The sequence below is a fragment of the Frankia sp. AvcI1 genome (assembly GCF_001420875.1).
GTDB lineage: Bacteria > Actinomycetota > Actinomycetes > Frankiales > Frankiaceae > Frankia > Frankia alni.
Map to the genome: position 1 here is coordinate 20657 of NZ_LJFZ01000021.1, position 18673 is coordinate 39329.

Sequence of the window (18673 nt, forward strand, 5' to 3'; positions counted from 1 at the left end):
AGCTGGATGAGTTGTTCGCCTGGATGTCTCCGCATAGTCCGGAGTTGACGCGGGATCAGTTGGAACATGATCTGATGATGCACGGGCATCCGACGATCGTGGTGGGTTTTGATCCGGTGTCGGGTCGGACGGTGACGGTGCCGGCCCGGGTGAGTGGTGAGCTGAGTCGGCGGTCTGATGGTCGTTGGGTTATCAACGACAAGTCGGGCCGGTATATGAGTAAGAAGGTTCGGGGTAATCCTTCGACGGATGAGCTGACGCGGTGGATGTCGAACGTGGNCGATCTGATGTCGGCGCATTTCGGTTTCCCGGTCGAGTTCGAGCTTCTCAAGCACGCCGACCCGGCCCCCGCGGCTCTGCCCCCCGCAGCCGTGCCGACAGACCCCGTCCCGCCGCCGGCCTACGCCCCCGCTCCGCCTGTCGACCCCGCGTTGTCCGGAGATCCAGCTCCGCTTGTCGACCAGGCGGCGCCGGCCGGTTCCGCGGTGCGGGTTGATCCGCAGCCGCAACTCGGTGCCATTCCGCCGCAGGATCCCCAGTCGCGGCAGCCGCCCTCGTCTGGCGCCGCCCAGGACGATCAGTTGGCGATCTCCGAGCAGCCGAGGGACGGCGATGCGACTCCGTCGGCGCCTGGGCCACTCCACCCGCTGAGCCCTGAGGACAATCTGCTGTCCTGGGTGCGTCTGAACCTACGGGCCCGTCCGGCGGATCGGAAGATCGGCGACGGCGAGATCCTGCAGGTCTACCGTGATCTACGGTCCCAGAACGCGAACCAGCGGAGGGTGACGAAGGAACTCGCCGACGATGTGGCCGCGATCCTGCGAGGCGAGGGGATCGGACGGATGTTCGGCGGCGCCCCGGGTAACGCTGTGGACCTGGGCCTCGGCACTCCTCTCGAACCGCATGATCCGACTCCGTCGGGTTCGACTCCGTCGGGTTCGACTCTGCCGGTTCCGCCGATGCCGTCACGGCCGGCGCCGGGCCGCCCGCTGATCCTGGACCTTCCCGCGCTGGATCAGGACGGTGACCGGTGGGCCGAGCAGACGATGGCCGCACTGGACAATGCTGGTAATGCCGGTGTCGCTGGTAACGCCAGTGGTGCGGGTGAGATCGCCGACGGCGTCGTCGTCAGAGACTTCGCCTTCGAGCCCCGGACGACCACCCCGCAGCTTTCCTCGACCCGGCAGCCTTCCTCGACCCCGCAGCCTTCCTTGACCCCGCGGCCTTCCTTGCCCCCGCCGTCGACGAGNCCGCAGCCGCCGGTGACGCCGGTGACGTCTCAGTCCGCGAACGCGAACACGGTGCGCCGGTCCGGTGATGTGGTCACGCTGCCCGACGGCCGGTCGTTCCGGGTACGCAACGTCCCCGGGGAAGTCGGGGACTGTTTCCCCTGGGCGCTCAGGCTGAGTGCCCAGCAGCAGATTCAGCCTGGCGCCACGACGTCGACGTCGCGAGCCCCCGCAGGCCTGTCGAGTTCCGTTCCGATCAGGAATTTCCGCGCCGAGCTGGCCCGGCGGTACCGGGAGGAGGTGCGCCAGGCCGCCCGCCGTGGTGAGACCCATCCGGACACCGTCCGGGAGATCGTGCCGCTGCTGCTCGGCGATCTTACGGACGATGCCGTCATCGCCATTCTGCAGGATGCCGGGAGGAGGATTGTCCCGACCCAGAGGCAGATCGATGTCTGGTCTCGGGAGGAGCAACACAGGGCGGCCAGGAATCTGCTGGCCGATCGGCGGGCCGCTGCCGGAGAAGACCGGGCGCAGGCGTGGGACCAGGTGCTCGACCTTCCCATCGAGTTCGTCGAACAGGAGGTCGGCCGCCAGCCCTCGCCCGATCCCACGGGGTTCGCCCTGACCGACCCTCATCTCCGCGCCCTGCGCGCGGACCTCGGAGACTGGTTGAGGGAAAGCCCTGCCACTCGGTTCCGGATGATTCAGCCCTGGCTACCCCGGCCCATGGCGCCCGTCGTCCGCCATGTCCGGGCGGCGCTTCTGCGAGACCGCCGGCTGCCCACGTTCACCGACCTACTGGCGTCGGCCATCGAGGACCGCGACCTGTGGAACACCCCGATCGGCGAGGAGGTGCCGGGCGCGATCGCCCGTGTCGCCGACCTGGACGTTCGCGTGTTGCAGGCGGGACAGGAAGAGCTCGGGCTCAACGAGGCGGCCGTCGGCCGCCCCACCGTCCACCTGCTCCGGAGCGGTAACCACTACCTCGGGCTGGAGCCGATTGTGCGCCCGGCCGTCACCGGCCCGGCAACTCCCTCGACAGCGAGCACGCCGACGGCTCCTGCGACGCCGGGCAGGCTCGGGGAGGGCAACGGACCGGACAGCCCGAGCCCGATCTCGACGACGCCGGCGTCGGACGCCGCCGGAGGGAAGGACTCCGGCCCGCCGCCGACGCCGCCGACGTCGACGCCGCCGAAGTTCGAGCCGAAGCGCTGGCCGGAGAAGACCAGCGGCCGGCCGGGCGGTTCCACCTTCCCGCCGCCCACGAGGGTCTCCCGGCATGGCCGGCTGGGTGCCTCGGACACGGTGATCGGGCTGTATCCGGGGGAGAACGACGCCTACCGGTGGATCGAGCAGCAACTGAAGGAGCCCCTGGGCGGGGCCTGGGCGGAGATCGAGCCGGATGTGCGGAACTTCGTCCAGGCTTCGGTGGTCAAGGCGCGGATCGCCGGGATGTCCCGCGGTGATCGGCGTCGGCTCACGATCAACCAGCGGGGGTGGACGGGCACCATCACCCTCGATGCCCTGGTCCGGGACTTCTCGCCCGTCCGTAACGTGGAGAAGTTCGAATTCGAGGGCGGTTCGGAGTCCCAGGGCACCGCAGGTGATCTTCACGAGTCGCGGTGGAGAACCAACGTCAGTCTCCCGGTGNGGGCCACGACGCCGAAGTTCCAATGGACCGGCGTCCTCGGCCGGTACTGGGACTCCAGCCGCGGGACCAACGAGACGAGCAGCGGGCGGACGGTCGCGAAATCCAAGGTGGTCGAGCCCGCCACGCTGTACGACGNCACCACCGATCTCGGCGTCACCATCGATCTCCGTCGCGTGAAGGTCGGGAAACATATCGCCCCGAAACGCCAGGTGTTCGCGATCGGCACGCGGATTGCGACGCCGAGCGCCGACAGCCCCGACGCCGACGGCAGTCCTCGGCCGCCCGAGACCCACTACACGGCTCCGCAACGGGTGCAGCGGGATCACCGCCTCGGGTCCACGGACGTCGTGCTGGACGTGCACCCGCTGATGCCGAAGGGCCTGCGGTACATGCGGGACACCCGCGGCATCGAGGGGGTCCTCGACGACCTCGATCTGTCGGGCACCTTCGTCTACGNCTCGATGTGGCAGNGGGTGAAGCAGGAGATCCTCGCCGAGGTCGACCTGGACCGCATCCACCAGCACCTGAAGGGAATGATGTCCGGTGATCCGCTGGCGGTGAGGCTGGAGTCGGTCGACGAGACGCTCGAGATCTCCGCGGAACTGGTCGCGCTCGACCATGTGCGGGCGACGGCCCAGACGGAGTTCAACTCCGGCACCGAGACCTACCGCTTCACCTCCGACCAGCGCATCACCTCAGACGCTCTGCAGCTCCCCGCGGGCGGCCAGTTCCTCGGCACGGTGAAGACCGCCTTCGACATCANCGGCACCGGGACCGGGCAGACGGGCCGCGACACCATCCTGCTGAGGGACTCGCTGACGAAGTCCGGCGTGGCGAACAAGACCAAGAACTCCGACGGGCAGAAGTTCGACGGCCGCACCAGACTGACCTTCCACCTGCGCAACAAGCCGGCCGTCGGCTCGGTGCGGACGGCCCAACCGACGGCGGAACTCGGCATCACCACGGTGATCGAGACGGACGAGGCGCAGCGGGTGGACAAGCCGACCCACTGGGTGGCCAAGCCGACGACGCCCGCTCCCCACGCGACCCTGCCGAGACGGGCCGCAACGGATCCGATCGTGCCGACCCCTTCGACCGTGCCGGCTCCGCCGACCGCGCCGACCCCGCCAAGACGGGCCGCAACGGATCCGACCGCGCCGACCGCGCCGACCGATCTGACCGCGCCGACCGATCTGACCGCGCCGACGGCTTCGACCGTGCCGACGTCGACAGCACCGGGGCCGGTGGGCTCGACGACGTCGGCCGCCGCCGACGCGCCCCCGCCGGCCGCGCCTCGCGACGTGCTGGTGCCGCCGGCACGGATCTGGAGCAATGGTCCGGGAACGGGGCTGCGGGACACGGACACCGTCCGCGACCTCTATCACATGGAGCGGATCCGGGCGGCGCTCGATCAGCAGGGTCGGGCGTTCTTCGGCGAGCGAACCTGGANCGAGATCCGCCAGGAAGTCCTGACCTGGTTCAACCGGGATCGGCTCGCGGCCTACCTGGCCTCGATGACACGGGGTGCCGTCCTCGACNGCCCGGAGCTCAACCAGCGGGACGTGNCGCCGAGGGCGTTCATTCAGGCGCGGGCCAAGGTCACGTCGACCACCTTCCGGCGGATAACGAGGACCGAGCTGTCCCCGCAGGACGAGACGAGCGCGCAGTTCTCCCGGCGGCGGCTGAACTGGTGGAGCCAGCAGACGACCGCGGTGCTCGGCGGTGTCCCGGCCTTCGCGGGGGGAGAGGTCGCACTGCAGGGTCTGGGCGGCAAGGAGTTCCGGCGCCGGACGGGCTGGCGCCTGCTCAGCTCCGGAAAGATCGTCGCCGGTGCGAAGTTCCCCGCCCGGGTCGGGATCTTCGACAGCGACGTCGAGTTCGAGTTCACCTTCGGCGCCCTCGCCAAGAAGAACGTGTCGACCCCGGCGACGGTGCAGTCCGAGATCACGATTCCCGAAGGGGACGGCTTCCGCTTCCCGGACTCCACCCTCCCGGCGGCCAGGATCACCGCGAACACCCACCCGGCGGAGCTGAACGCCCATCAGGCGGAGCTGGACGCCAAGTCGACGACGGGGACCGACGGCGACCCGAAACCCTCCCCGGTGCAGCCCAGCGGCTACCTCGTCGGACAGCCGTCCACGTCGAGCGAGGGTGTCCAGGCACCCGCCCGGGTGACGGACGAGCGCCGGATCAGCCCGAGCGACATCGTGCTGAGCATGGGCGCCGACGACCGGGTCGTCATGCGGGAGGTGACCCGCGACCTGCAGCCGCTGNTCGGCTACCGCTGGCGGCGAAACGAGAGGCGGCTGAACCGACGTTACGAGGGCGACCCGCTGCGGGCGAGGCTGTCGGAACTCTCCGGTGGGGAGGAGGTGACGACCAANGTCAGGGGTTTTCTCGTCTGGGGCAAGGTGGCCGTGCGGGCCGAAATCGGCAACCTGGCCTATCACGAGCCCGTGCCCGGCATCGAGATGGAGAGCGGGACCGAGACGTCGCATACCCTCGGCGGCAACATCGACTCCCGTAATCGGGACGTCGTGCTGTTCCCGGAGAAAGTGAAACTCGACGGCCCCCATCTGAATATCAACGCCACCGCCGCCTACAACCGGGACAAGTCGACCTCACATGCCGGTTTCGGCGGCGGACGTACCGTTGCCAAGGGCAAGACGGTGGAAGAAGGGGCGCATTTCAAGGGACCTGTCCGCTTCGTCGTGAGTTACGACCTGCGTCGCCTGGGCTTCCCGCTGCGCCGGGGGCCGCGGACGGTCACCATTCCCGACGCCTCGGTCATCTTTCCGATGCGTGACACCCGGACCGGGGCGGCCGGCCAGCCGCCGGTCGACCGGACCCCCGCCACCGCCTTCGCCCCGCCGTCGCGGATCCGGCAGACGCGCCGCCTCGGATCCTCCGACATCGTGCAGGACCTGCGCGGCCTGCCCGCCCTTCCCGGCGATCGCCTGCGGGGCATGGACGACATCCTGCGCCACGTCGACGGGGAGGGCCGCCGGGTGTTCGGGCACCGGTGGAACGCGGCGAAGAAAAGGATCGAGAAAGAGGTGCCCCTGGTCCGTCTGCAGTACGACCTGCGGTCCATGACCGCGGGCGATCCGATCGAGGTCGCGGTGCCCGGCNGCCGCGTCCTGATCACCGCGTCCCTGCCGGAATCCGCCGAGGATCTGCCGCACGTGGGCAACACCGGCCAGACCGAGTTCAACACCGGCGCCGAACAGAGCAGTGCCACCGCGACGACGGACGGGGTCACCGCCTACGGAATCTCCCGCAGTATCACCACCACGACGCAGATCTTCTACACCACGGACCCCGTCGGAGTGGTGCCGTTCAAGGGCCGATTCGGCGGAAACGTGATCGCCCAGGGGGGCAACGACGACATCATGACCCAGTCGATCATGTCGCGCGCGGCGATGACGACGAAGACGAAGAAGCCGGGCGCGGTTTTCGACGGTCAGCTCCTGCTCCACTTCCGCATGGAGCGCAACCCCTGGTACGGCAAGCCCAGGATCAGGATTCCCGATGCCCCCGCGCGGCTGCGTGTCCTGACGGACCAGACGGAGGCCGAGACGCTGCCGGCCCAGGACCGTCCGCAACCGGCCACACCAGCCGCCCCGATCCCACCGGCCGCGACTCCGGTTCCACCGGCGCGGATCTGGAGCGACCAGGCCGACCGTGGTCTGCGGGACACCGACGTCGTGCGAAGCCTGCCCGAGACCGCCGGTCTGCATCAGGCCCTCGACCTCGCGGGCCGGGAGCTGTTCGGAAAGCGGACGTGGCAGAAGATCGGTCCCGCCGTCCGGACGGCGTTCAGCAACCCGAACCTGACCGCCTCGCTGGCGGGGATGACGCGCGGCGAGCCCATCACCGTTCCGCGGCTGCTGAACAACGTGATCTCCCGATCGACCTCCGTCTCGGCCACCGCCCGGATCCTGCACCTACGTCACCTGCGAACCGACGAGGCCGCCGAGCTCAATCCGGTCAACGAGACCACCACCGCGGTGTCGCGGCGAGGGCAGTACTGGACGGCCGGCGGCCTGCAACCCCAGATCGGCTTCGTGGTCGGCGCTCCGGCGGCGGATGTGAGCGTCGATCTCATCGCGGGTCCGACCTACCGGACGAGGAACACCGACGTCGCCGGCTCGGCCGGGCGGGTGCTGGGCAACGGCAAGTTCCTGAGCCCCACGGCGAACTACGAGGGATTCGTCGAAATCTCCATCNCCCTCACCCATGGCAACACCACCCGCGTCGTCACCGGCGCCGTGCCGGTGGAGCTGGGCTTCCCGGTCGAGGAACTGTCGATCGACTTCGATCCGGGCACGGTCACCACCTTCGACCTTCCNGGGGACGAGGGCGCTTCCGTCCAGTGGTACGGGCCGCGGGACATGGACCTTCCGGAGCCCCGCGTCCCGGNGACGACGGCGCCTCCCGCAGCGCAGTCGGGGGACTCGTGGCGGGACGTCGGACTGGAGTTGGATCTCCCGGAGGGCCTGCGGGTTTTTGGAGCCGCGGATCTGAGGACGCACCAGCGCGCCGGCCTTGATCAGCTCGCCGAGCAGATTGCGGCGGAGGCGGCGCGGCGGGCCCTGGCGGGGGAGCCGGCCGTGGTGGTGCACCTGGAGGGTGGGGGCAGCGGTCGAGCGGTTGTTGCTGGCCGTGCGGTGCGGTCCGGGGGTTATCGTGCGCTGTCCGCCTGGCAGGTGCTGGCGCCGGTGCTGGCGCGGCGGCTGGAAGCGGTCGGTCTGCCGGCCGACGCGGTCGGCCACGAGACGCACACGCGAGGTGCCGGTCCCACCTCCGGGTCGACGCAGGCCGGCGGGTCGACGCAGGCCGGCGGGTCGACGCAGGCCGGCGGGGCGGCTGCTCCACGGCAGACGCGGGAGCAACGTCGGGAGCGTCGTCGGGTGTCGATCTGGCTGGCCGAGGACCCGACGGTCCGCCCGCCGGTCCTGCGCCCACCGGCCACCTCGGCGCCGCAGCCCGCGGCGCTGCTCCCAGAGCCGGCCGGCGACCGTGCGCAGGCGCCGGGCCGGTCGGGGTCCTTCGCGCGTGGCGAGCAGCCGGTCGTTCCCCGCCGGACCTCGTCGTTGCGACCTCCGCCGGCCGTCGCGCCCGCACCGCCGCCGCTGCCGCGCGGGCCGGAATCCGTCTCCCCGACGCCGCCGGCCTCCGGTACGCCGGGCTCCGGTACGCCGGGCTCCGGTACGCCGGGCTCCGGTACGCCGGCCGGCGACCGTGCGCAGGCACCGGGTCGGCCGGGGTCCTTCGCGCGTGGCGAGCAGCCGGTCGTTCCCCTCCGGGCCTCGTCGTCGCGACCGCAGGCCGCCGTGCCCGACGTCGCCCGCCGGACCTCGTCGTCGGGCTCTGCGCCGGCCGTCGCGCCTGCCGTTGCCCAGCGGACCCCGTCGTTGAGTCCTCCCCCGCCCGTCGGTCTCCCTTCGATCCTGGAGGTCCCGGAGGAGGACCTCGCGCCGCAGGAGGGCCTCCCGCCGCAGGATCCCCCGCCGCGCCAGCCGCCCTCGTCCAGCCCCCGACTGGCCGCGGATGTAGACGCGATCACCGTCGCTGCGCCGGTTGTGGTGACCGAGCCGGCTGTGGAGCCGGGTTCTGGACTCGCCGCGCCGTCGACCAGGTCGGTTGCGCCGTCTCGTCCGGTGGCTGAGGAACGGGATCTCCTGGAGATGGTGGGGGCGAGGTGGCCGGTCGGGTCGGCGCGTCGGGAGCCTGGCGAGGGCGAGATTCTGGCGGTGTATCGAGAGTTGCGGTCGCGGCTGCAGAACGAGCGGCAGGCGACGAGCACGCTGGCCGACCAGGTGATCGCGGTCCTGCGCGGTGAGCCGATCGGGCGGGTGCTCGGTGGGGCTGACCGAGTCGATCCCGCGGAGGAGCCGGAGGGGCCGGGGGAGCAGGGGGAGCCGTGGCGGGACATCCAGCTGGAGCTGGATATCCCGGAGGGCGTGCGGGTTTTCGGGCCTGCGGATCTGACGACGGACCAACGCAACCGCATTGGTCAACTCGCCGACGAGATTGCGGGGGAGGCGGCGCGGCGGGCCCGAGCGGGGGCGCCGGCGCTGGTGGTGCACCTGGAGGGTGGGGGCAGCGGCCGGGCGGTTGGCCTTGGTCGCGCGGCGCGTTCCGGGCAGTATCGTGCGCGGTCCGCCTGGCAGGTTCTGGCGCCGGTGCTGGCGCAGCGGCTGGCCGCGGTCGGCCTGCCGGCTGCGGCGGTTGGTTACGCGACGCATACGCGGGGCGCGGGGCTCACGTCCGCGCCGGCGCGTGCCGGCGAGCCCGACGCCCGACCTGGAGGGGACGACCAACGCGGGGAGCGCCGTCGGGTGGCGATCTGGCTGGCCGAGGATCCGACCGTCCGCCCGCCGGCGATTCGTCCGACGACCCTCCCGGCGCCGGAGCCGGCACGACCGGGGGCAGCCGACGAGATCACTGTCGCGAGACCGGCAGTGTCGTCCTCGGGCCCGCCGCAGGTACAGCCGCAAACGGTGAACCGGTCTCATGCCAATGCCGACTCCCAGGGCGAAAGGACCGAGGTATNGGACACGGCGCCCCGATCTGCAGTTGCACCATCGACGCCGGGTGTCGATCCGGTCGCGGTGGCCCCGGCGCCGAACGGTCAGCTCCGGCCGGCGGTGGACTCCGTTGAAGATCGCCGTACCGGCGGCNCAGCGGAACCCGCACCCGAACTTGGCGATGCCGCTCGGCCTGGTTCGGATTCGCCCAGCCTTCTCGATGAGGATTCTGAGGCAGGCACTCGTGATCCCGACGGGGCTGTACCCATCGAGAGGTCGGAGGAATTTGACGTCCAGTTCGATGCGGGACGTGGGCTGGTGGTCGCGGGAGGAATGGACGTACTTGCGGAAGGGCTGGTGGGCAGGCCGGATGTGACAACGGTTTTCCTGCCTCGGAGGGACGACGGTTCGCTGGGCGTCGCGCGGCGGGAGGGCGGTCACCTGGAGCCGCTGTCGTCGGACCTGTTGCAGATGATGCTGACCGCGGCGGGCTGGCGGGGTGGGCCCGTGCAGGTGTGGGCACCAGGTACACCGGCGGCGCGGCGGGCCGCTGTTGAGGGTGACGGCTCCGCCGACGGCGCCGCGGAGGTCAGTTCCGAGGACGGTTCCGTCGTGGATGCCTCCGCCGACGACGCCCCAGAGCCAGGAAGGCGTCAGCTACAGCTACAGCTGGAGTTGTTTGCCAGGGACCTGATGACGGAGTTCTGGGTACCCGAGGAGAGCGCCTCGCAGCACGTGGTCGACGGCCGGCTGACCGCGCAGGGTGATGGGCCGGGGAGCCCCTGGCATCTGGTGGGACCGGATGAGAGCCGACGCGGTGAACGCGGAGTGATCACGCCACCGGTGTGGCTGACTGTCGCGTCGGACGGTTCCCTGATACCCAGAAGGCGGCGACGCACGGTGGTTTTCCATCACGGCGCCGCGTCGTTGACGTTGCCCGACTATCTCCAACAACTGCCATTTCTCCGAGCCCTCGGAGAGGCAAATTCCGGGATTTTTGAGCTGGTTTATCCTGAAGAGGGTTTCGGGTTGGAGTTGGATGAACAGTTTTTCCGGAGGGATGTCGATGAATATGAGGAACCCCAGCACGTTCCCTCATTCACGAACTTCCTGCAGCAGGCGGGCTGGCGGGAACATCGCGGCGATATTCGACTGTGGACCGCAGGTGGGCCGCGGGAGTCGGCGGAGACGCTGCACCGCTTCTCCGAGCTCGCCCGCGCGGAGGTGTTGGTGCTCGATGGGGACAGCCACGGCGTGTTCCGCGACGGCGAGCTACGGGCGGTCGACCGCAACGGGCGGCCGAGCGAGTGGCGAATGCTCGGGCCGTTCGCGGACACGGTGTCGAGTAGATGGGAGTCGATCGATGGTGTGGCGCGGTTGCGGCCGGCCGACGCGGTGGTCCGGACCAATACCGGGCTGATCAACACGTCCAGCGCGGAGTACTGGTCCGCGGTGAACCGCGCCAATGGGAACGCGGGCCGGGACGACGTCTTTGAGGTGCGGGGCTTCGAGGTCCGGCGTAACGACAGCGGCAATGCCGAGTTTNTGATCCGACACCTGGACGGAACGTCCCATTTTCTGTCGCCCGTGCAGATGGCTGCCCATCTTGTTCGTCACGGCTGGCGCCGGGATCGGCAGCCACTGGTAGTCACCGAGAGCCTGGATCATGAGGAGAGCGAAGCCAACGGGGCGGAGTCGGTCGAGCTGCAGCGTCGGGCGGCGTGGACGTACGTGGGCCTGGCCGCCGGTGCGTTCGTCTTCGTGCCGGGGGCCGGCAGCGAGGTTGTGATCGAGGCCGGTGGCCATGCCGCGGTCGTCACGCGCCAGGGGCGGGCTGCCGGGGTGTGGGAGGCCCTGCACACACCGGCCGATCAGGCTGCGCCTCTGGTGACCGACCCGCTGGGGCGGTTGTGGCGGCCGGATGCTCCCGGGTGGCGGCAGCTGGCCGCCCCTGGGCTGGCAGCCCCCAACGTTGAGATGGTCCAACGGAACGCGGCGCAGTATGCGACCAGATCCCTGGGGTACCCGCCGGGTGTGTTCGTGCTTGATCTCCCCACGTTGCAGGACGGCCATCTCGGTGTGACATTCGGGGACGGCGGGGTGGCCCCGCTCGACGGGATATTGCTCGATGAGCTCCTCGCCGCCGCGCGGGCGAGGCGAGGCGAGCCGATCGCGATCATCGCGCTCTGGACAGTTCCACCCTCCACCGAATCGGGTTACCGGGCCTTCGTGGGTGACGTCGAGCGTCTCGTCGCAGCCTTCGGCAGACCGGTCGCTCATATCATCCGCGGGATGGACCCGTACCAGCATCGGGACGTGCCGGGTGGTCCTCCGGTGCGGCCGCCGTCAGGGCCGACGGTACATCGCCCGCAAGGCCCTCGACAGCTTGAAATGAGGATTTCCGCGCCGTCCGAGCTGCTTGCGAACGCCGAGGGTTCCACGCGACCGCTGCTGCCGAACTACCTGTCGATCAACGGCGACTCCCGGATCGTCGAGGACCGCGGGGATCGCGGCGTCCGGTCGTTCGAGAGCGACTCATTGCTCTTTGGTCAGCACAGCGATGAGCCGGAATCGCAGGCGGAGATAGCAGAATGGGTGCAGGCGCTGGCGGCCCTGCCGTTCTCCGCCGACCGGCCGCCGCTCGTGGTCGTCCACACGACCGCGAGCGGCGAGGTGTCGTGGCGGCCGGACCGGCGGGTGCCGGTCGAGGCCCGTGAGGTCAGGGACTTCCTGCGGGAGGTCGGAAGGTCTGGACGGGCACGTCGGCCGGATTCTCCGATCCGGCTGGTCTCTACCCGGATGGACCAGAACGAGGGTCCTCTTGAGGCGCTGGCCGCGGAAATCTCCGCCCTGATCGGGGGCCTGCCGGTATATGTCGGCCACAATGCCTCCTACAAGCGCGATCGGTCGGATATCGAGGCGCCGAGGTGGGTTCCCGTGATCGCGCCGGCCGGGTCCGCGCCCGACGTGGAGCGGGACACGGCGCCGTTGAGCCACGTCCAGGACAGCCTGACGGGGAGTCTGGTGCCCCTCCAGCGCAGTTTTCAGCCGCCGGAGTCCGATACATCGGAGTGGTATCTGGCCGGGGCGTCGATCGCCGATCTCCAGGTGGCGCCGTTGATCGACGAGCAGGGGATCTTCGGGGTCGATCTGTCCGGTCGATGGTCCGACGCACCGTCGCCCGGGCTCCTGCCCGAGGAGCTCGGCGCCCCACCTGCTCCGGCGCCGACCAGGCCGACGCGGCGTCCGGGCGGGTTTCTGGTAGTGGCCGAGGGCCAGCTGGATATCGTACAAGGGCAGCATTCGACAGTGGGCAAGGTACGGATTCCGCCCGAGCAGTTGGCCGCGATCGTGCTGGCCCACGCCCCGCGGGACTTCACCGGTGCGGTGTACCTGGGCGTCGGGGGCCTGGAGGAGCCGCCGGGTGCCCTGTCGCCCCGACCGCGCAGCACCAGTTTCTCCGCGCTGGTGCGCGGTGAGCTTGGTATGCCGGTGTATTCCACCCATCGGCGGGAGCCGGATCTCAACGGCGACGGAGACTGGCATGAGGCTCCCCCGCTGATCTGGGCACCGCTGATCGGAAGCTTCGGCGCGGAGGGTATGAACCTCTGGTCGACGGACTTCGGCACGTCCACCTCCGATCTGGTCAGCGAGCTGCGTCGGCAGGTCGACGAAGCGCGGGCTCACGGCGCATTCCCGGTCGTTGTCGCCAGCATGGCCGACGGCCGGCTGGCGCTGCGCGGTCCGCGTGGCCTCGAACCGGTCGCCCCGCGTCCCCTGGCCCGCCTGCTCCGGGCCGAGATGGAGCGGATCGGCGTTGGTCTCGATGCACCCATCTCCTTCATTCCGGTCGCGCCCGGTGAATCCCGATCGGCCACCTACGAGGCGCGAGTCAAGCGGTTCATCGACGAGGTGACCGAGCATCTGCTGGACATGCCGGCCGACCGGCCCGTTCAGTCCGCGGTAGAGGTTCCGCCGTATCAGGGGCCGGGGAATATCCTACGGCTGGGGTCTGCCGGGCACGGACGGGTGATGCCGGTGCCGTGGGGCATTCCGAATGATGAGGAGGGCCTGGTCGCTGCGGTTCTGCAGAGCGCGGCGGCACAGTATCCCCAGTCCGAGCTGGCCGAGTTGCATCGCCTGTTGGTGGCCGCGCCGGGGCCGGTGGCCGGTGCGATTCGCGCCGAACTCGCCGCCTTCTCCTCAAGNCTGCTCGTCGCCGATTCGGACTGGCCGCATGGACGGACGGGCGTCGATGTGGTGGTCGATCTCCTCAGTGACGGCGAGGTGGATCAACTGGTTGCCGGACAGGACCGGGACGGGCGACCGTTGCGGGATGTGGTGAGAGAGACCCTGTCGAACGCCCCGGACGATCCGATGTGGGACCAGGTGGAGGGGCTGGCAGAAGGATCGCCGCGGGAGCAGCGTCGCGTTCAGGCGACGGCGGCAGTGCGAAATCTGGCCCGGTCGCTGGGCCGGCTGCCGTCGGCGGCGGAGATGTTGGCGATGGTGGTGCGGAGGGATCGACGCTATGACGGCGGGCTGGCCGCGATGTTCGGTCCGCAGCTGCTTGCAGCCATGTTGGGCGTCCGGGTGGGCTGGGTTTCCGGGGCCGNCACAGCGGCAGACGGCTCGGCGGGGACGGNGTGGGNGTATCAGCATCCCGACCTGGACACCCCGCTGAGCCTTTACCACGCGGTGCAGCCCCTGGGACAGACGTCGACGGGTGCGCCCGTGCAATATCCGGCTCCGGGAGCACCGAAGGAGGAGGATGTTCTTCGTTCGGTGGACCGGGCCCGGCAGATTCTGCGGGATCGCCTGACCCGGTTGTCGGCTCCTCCGCCCTACACCCCTTCCGCGGAGTCGACCGGTCCCGTACCGCTCTCCGAATCTGTCCAGTCGGTTCAGCCGGTTCAGCCGGTTCAGCCGGCTCGGTCGGTTCAGCCGACGCAGCCGCCTCCAGGGGGAGTTTCGGGTGCCGGCGGCTGGCCGGAGCCGGTGGCTGGTCCGGTGGTGGCTGGTCCGGTGGTGGCTGACGTGCGGCGCGATGGTCGTGATTTCCAGGTTCTTCAGGTTCCCGGAAACGGGCTCTGCTATTTCACGTCGCTGATTNTGGGTGCCCGGGACCAGGCGCCTGATTCGCCGGTTGGCGCTATGGATGTGGCGGAGCTGAGAGACCACGTACTCGCCTGGCTCGCGGGGCCGGCCGGGGAGGGGACGCGGAACGGTCTGGACCAGCCGGACCAGGGAGGTGGGCCCGGGTCGGTGGCGCGGCACCTGGCCCGGGGTCTCGGGCTGACCGGGCTGCGATCTGTCCTGGGGTGGGCGGCCCCGGAGCGAGGGAGGAGTGAGCCGGTCTATCTTCTCGACGAACTGGTGGCGACGGTTACCCAGTCTCCGACCGGTGCCGAGTGGAATCGGCTCCTGAGAATGTCGCCGTTGCTGGCGGGGCTGGGGCGCCCGGGGGNGTTCGTCGGGATGCGGGNGAGTGATCTGGTCGCCCGCGCGATTCGGGATCCCGCCTGGTGGCATACGCCGTTCTTCGACCTGGTCCCGCAGATCGTTGCTCGAGCGNCCGACCTGGACGTGGTGGTCCTGACGACGAGGACGGGCCACCTGCCTCGAACCGATCATCTACATCAGTCGGCCGACGCCTCACGGGCGAGCGTGTACGTGCAGTACAACGGCGTGGATCACTATCAGGCCATGGTGAACGGTCCGGCGGTGGGGACCGGTACGCAGGCGGCCCGGGGCGGTGATCTGTCGGGTCCGGGAACGGCGGTGGCGATAGCGGGTCTCGCTGTTCGGGCTGATCCGGAACGTGGGGTGGTGGTCGCGGAGGGAATGGAGGAGCTGGCGGCCGGGTTGGTGCGCCAGCCGCACGTGACATCGATCTTCCTGCCGCGGGACGAATTCGGTTGGCTCACAGTTCTTCCGCGGGCGGAGGGTCGACCCAAGATGGTGACACCGGACGTGCTGCGGGAAATGCTGACGGCGGCCGGCTGGCGGGGTGGACCGGTGCAGGTGTGGGCGTCGGAGGAGTCGCCGAGGGGGTCGGCGAGATGGTGGGCCGACCTGGNGGACGCGAAGTCGCGGGCCGAGACGTTGCGGAAGCACGCGCAGCTTCTGGCCTCGGAACTGCGGACGGAGTTCTGGCTGCCGGAGGAGGGCGTCGAGCAGCGGGTGGTAGACGGCCGGCTGAGCGTGCAGTACTCGCTGGGGACCGGCTGGCACCCAGTGCAGCCGGAGACAGCCAAACGCCGCAGCGTGATAACGCCTCCTCTGTGGCTGTCTCCGGCGGCAGACGGCTCCCTGGAGCTGGGTGCGGTGTCGAGCNCGGTGGTGTGGGGCAGTGGGTTGGCCTCGGTGACGTTGGCGGAGTATCTGCATGACCTTCCTACCCNGCAGGCGATGGCACAGGTCCACGATGGGCCGTTCGAGCTGGTTCTACCGGCTCATGAGGGTGGCCTCGGAGTCGTGACCGGCGGCCGGCGGATGCCGTTCCGGGATGACGACGCGCGGCGTTGGTACCCGACCCCCACTTTGGCGCAGTATCTGACGACGGCGGGCTGGACGAAGGATCTTCGGAACTACGTGGACCTGCGGGTGTGGACAGGGGGCGGGCCGGGCCGGTCGGAGCAGGCGCTGGAGCAGTTCGCCGCCGCCGAGGGCGTCGAGGTGCTGGTCGTCAATCGGGGTAGTCGTGCCCAGTACGACCGAGCGGCCGGCCGGATGCTGGTGGTGAACGACCGGGGGCAGCCGACGCAGTGGCGGGCACTGGGGCCGCTGGCGCAGCGGGGACTGAGCAAGTGGGTCACCCACGACGGCAGGGTGCGGCTGCGTCCTGACGATGCGGTGGTCCGCACGAGCACGGGGCTGACCGGGACGAATTTCGGAAACTACCTGTCCACCGTCAGCCACAGCGGGGAACTCGCGGTTCGAGATGACGTCTACGAGCTGCGGGGAATCGAGGTCCAGTTCGATCAGGCCGGTGCGCCCTGGTTCGTGATCAGAAGACTGGACGCGAAGCTCCGTGCCCTGTCGCCGGAGCAACTGCCCGCCTATCTGGAGGGTCACGGGTGGCGGCCGGGCCAGCCTCTTGTGATCATTCCTCCTGGAATCGTCGACGATCGGCAAGCCGATGTGGAGCGGCAGATGTGGCAGCGGGTCGGCGCCGCGGCGGACGTCTTCGTGTTCGCGNCGCCCCGTGGAGTCGACGTCGAGTGGGCCGGTGACCATCGTGCCCTCGAGAGCGGCGACGAGCAGTGGGAGGTCCTGCACGCACCCGCAGATCGGCCGGTCCCGCTGGTGACCGACCCGGCCCGACGGTTGTGGGCGCCGGACGCCCCTGCCTGGCTGCAGATGACCGGCAACGGGCTGGCAGCGCCCACCGCCGAACTGGCGAAAAGAAACCGAGACCGATACGGGTTCGAAACGCAGGGCTACCCGCCCGGCGTCTTCGCGCTTGACCTTCCCCTGCAGTCGGACGGTCATCTCGGCGTGGCGTTGGGGGACGGCCGAGAGCGCTCCGTCGATGAGATCGGGGTGAACGCGCTTGTCGCCGCGGCCCACGCAGCCCAGCACGCGCCGATCGAGACGGTGGTCCTGTGGACGGGGCCGCCAACGGAGGACGACCAGTACCAGGCTTTCGTCCGTGACGCGGGCCGACTGGCCGCCGCCTTCGGTCGGCGGATCGTCTGGCCCCGTCGGGGCGTTCGTCTCCGGGCCGCCGATCTGCGCGCCTCGCTCGAGAGGTTGCTGCGCGCGGCCTCCCCCGAGGACCGCCGGGACGTCATCGAGGACCTCGAAGAGGACCTGGAAATGGTCTATCCACCCGACTCGCCGAACGGGACCGCGGACGAGCAGCAGGACGCCGTGAACCGTCCGGCCCCCTGACGGCGTGTCCTCGGCAGAGGGTCCGCCGCCACCGCGGTCACGGGAGCGAGGTGGCCCGGCGGGCACGGTTCACGGAGGCGGAGATGACCGAGACCCCGNCAGTCCNACTCCCGCCTCCTCCACCAGCGACGGCGCCGGCGGCGTTGGCCGGAGGCGAGCTGGGAAGCGAGGACGTCCCCGAGGTCGGTGAGGCGACGGTGACGCTCGGGGCGACCGTGATCAGTGTCGGGGATGACGCCNCCATGATCGACGCCTGNCACCGGGCGCTGCTCGGCCTCGCCGGCTACCTGCCGGACGAGCTGGTCACCGAGGCACGCACCTGGCTCGCCGCGGGCCGGCGGCTCGACCTCGCGCGGGCGGTCGCGTTCGCGGTGGCCGCCGGCCAGCTCAGCCTCGGGGGCGAGGAGATCCGGCTGGCCCGGGAGGAGCTGACCGCCGCCGGACAGGACGGCGCGGGCAACGGCGCGGGCGACGGCGACGGCGACGTGGTGGGAGTGCTCGACGCGCTACCGCTCGGCGAGCGGGTGCCGAGCGCCTGGCAGTTCCGCTCCGTCGGCGCGGACGAGCGGGGGCCGGCGGCGGTGCTGCCGCTCGACCTGACCGCCCCGGACGCGGCGGTCGTGCTGGACGCCGTCGAGGCGGCCGTCGTCGAGGCGGCCGGGGCGGAGCCGGGCGCCGTCGGCCTGTGGCGTTCCTGGCGGACTCCGGCCGCGGGGTCGTCGTGGCCGCCGCCGAAGCGGGTGTTCGTCGTCACGGCCGAGCCGCGGTCGGAGCCGGCGGCCGCCATGGCGGCGCGGCTACAGGCCGCGCTGCTGGCCGCCGGGGAACCGGCACCGCAGGTGGAGGTGTGCACGGCGGGCGAGGAACCGCCCCCTTACCAGCGTCTCGCGCAGATGTCGGGCGCCCTGCTGTGGGCGCGTGAACCGGCCGTCGAGGTGTCGGTGGCCCGGACGTTCGACGAGGTCGACCCGGTTGACGGCCCCAGCTTCGACCCGGACCGGCCGCGCATCGACGACCTGGGGCTTCGTGATGCCCTGCTCGGCTACCTGGATGNCGGCGTGCCGATCCTCGACACCTCCTCGTTGATGTCCGACGTCGTCGACCCGGCCCGCGGCGAGGTGGTGCCCATGACGTTTCGCACGGACGGCCGCTGGGTGTGGACCGACGCGACCAGCTACTACCTGGACGAGCACGGCCTCGCCCCGGACCCGGACCTGATGCGGCACGTGGCCGAGGCGCGAGGCCCGGCGCTTGACCCGTCGCTGCCGCTCGACGAGTCGCTGCCGCTCGACGGGTCGCTGCCGCTCGACGGTTCGCTGGAGGTCGGCGAGGTGGCTCTGCACCGGGTGCTCGCNCACCTGTTG

3 protein-coding genes and 1 pseudogene are annotated in these 18673 nt (G+C 70.4%); all 4 read left to right on the forward strand.

Going from position 1 to position 18673, the window contains the following annotated elements; translation table 11 throughout:
* Positions 1-1271 precede the first annotated feature (1271 nt).
* Positions 1272-2879, forward strand: a pseudogene (locus UK94_RS59680) (hypothetical protein); the annotation flags it as partial.
* 2412 nt (positions 2880-5291) lie between these two features.
* Positions 5292-6011, forward strand: a 720-nt coding sequence (locus UK94_RS59685; RefSeq protein WP_235488909.1) for a hypothetical protein, incomplete at its 3' end; no start/stop codon positions are given.
* A 3720-nt stretch (positions 6012-9731) separates the two neighbouring features.
* Positions 9732-10958: hypothetical protein (locus UK94_RS59690; protein WP_235488911.1), on the forward strand; the 1227-nt coding region annotated here is incomplete at its 3' end.
* 4998 nt (positions 10959-15956) lie between these two features.
* On the forward strand, positions 15957-16613 hold a 657-nt coding region (locus UK94_RS59695; protein WP_235488913.1), incomplete at its 3' end, for a hypothetical protein.
* Positions 16614-18673 lie beyond the last annotated feature (2060 nt).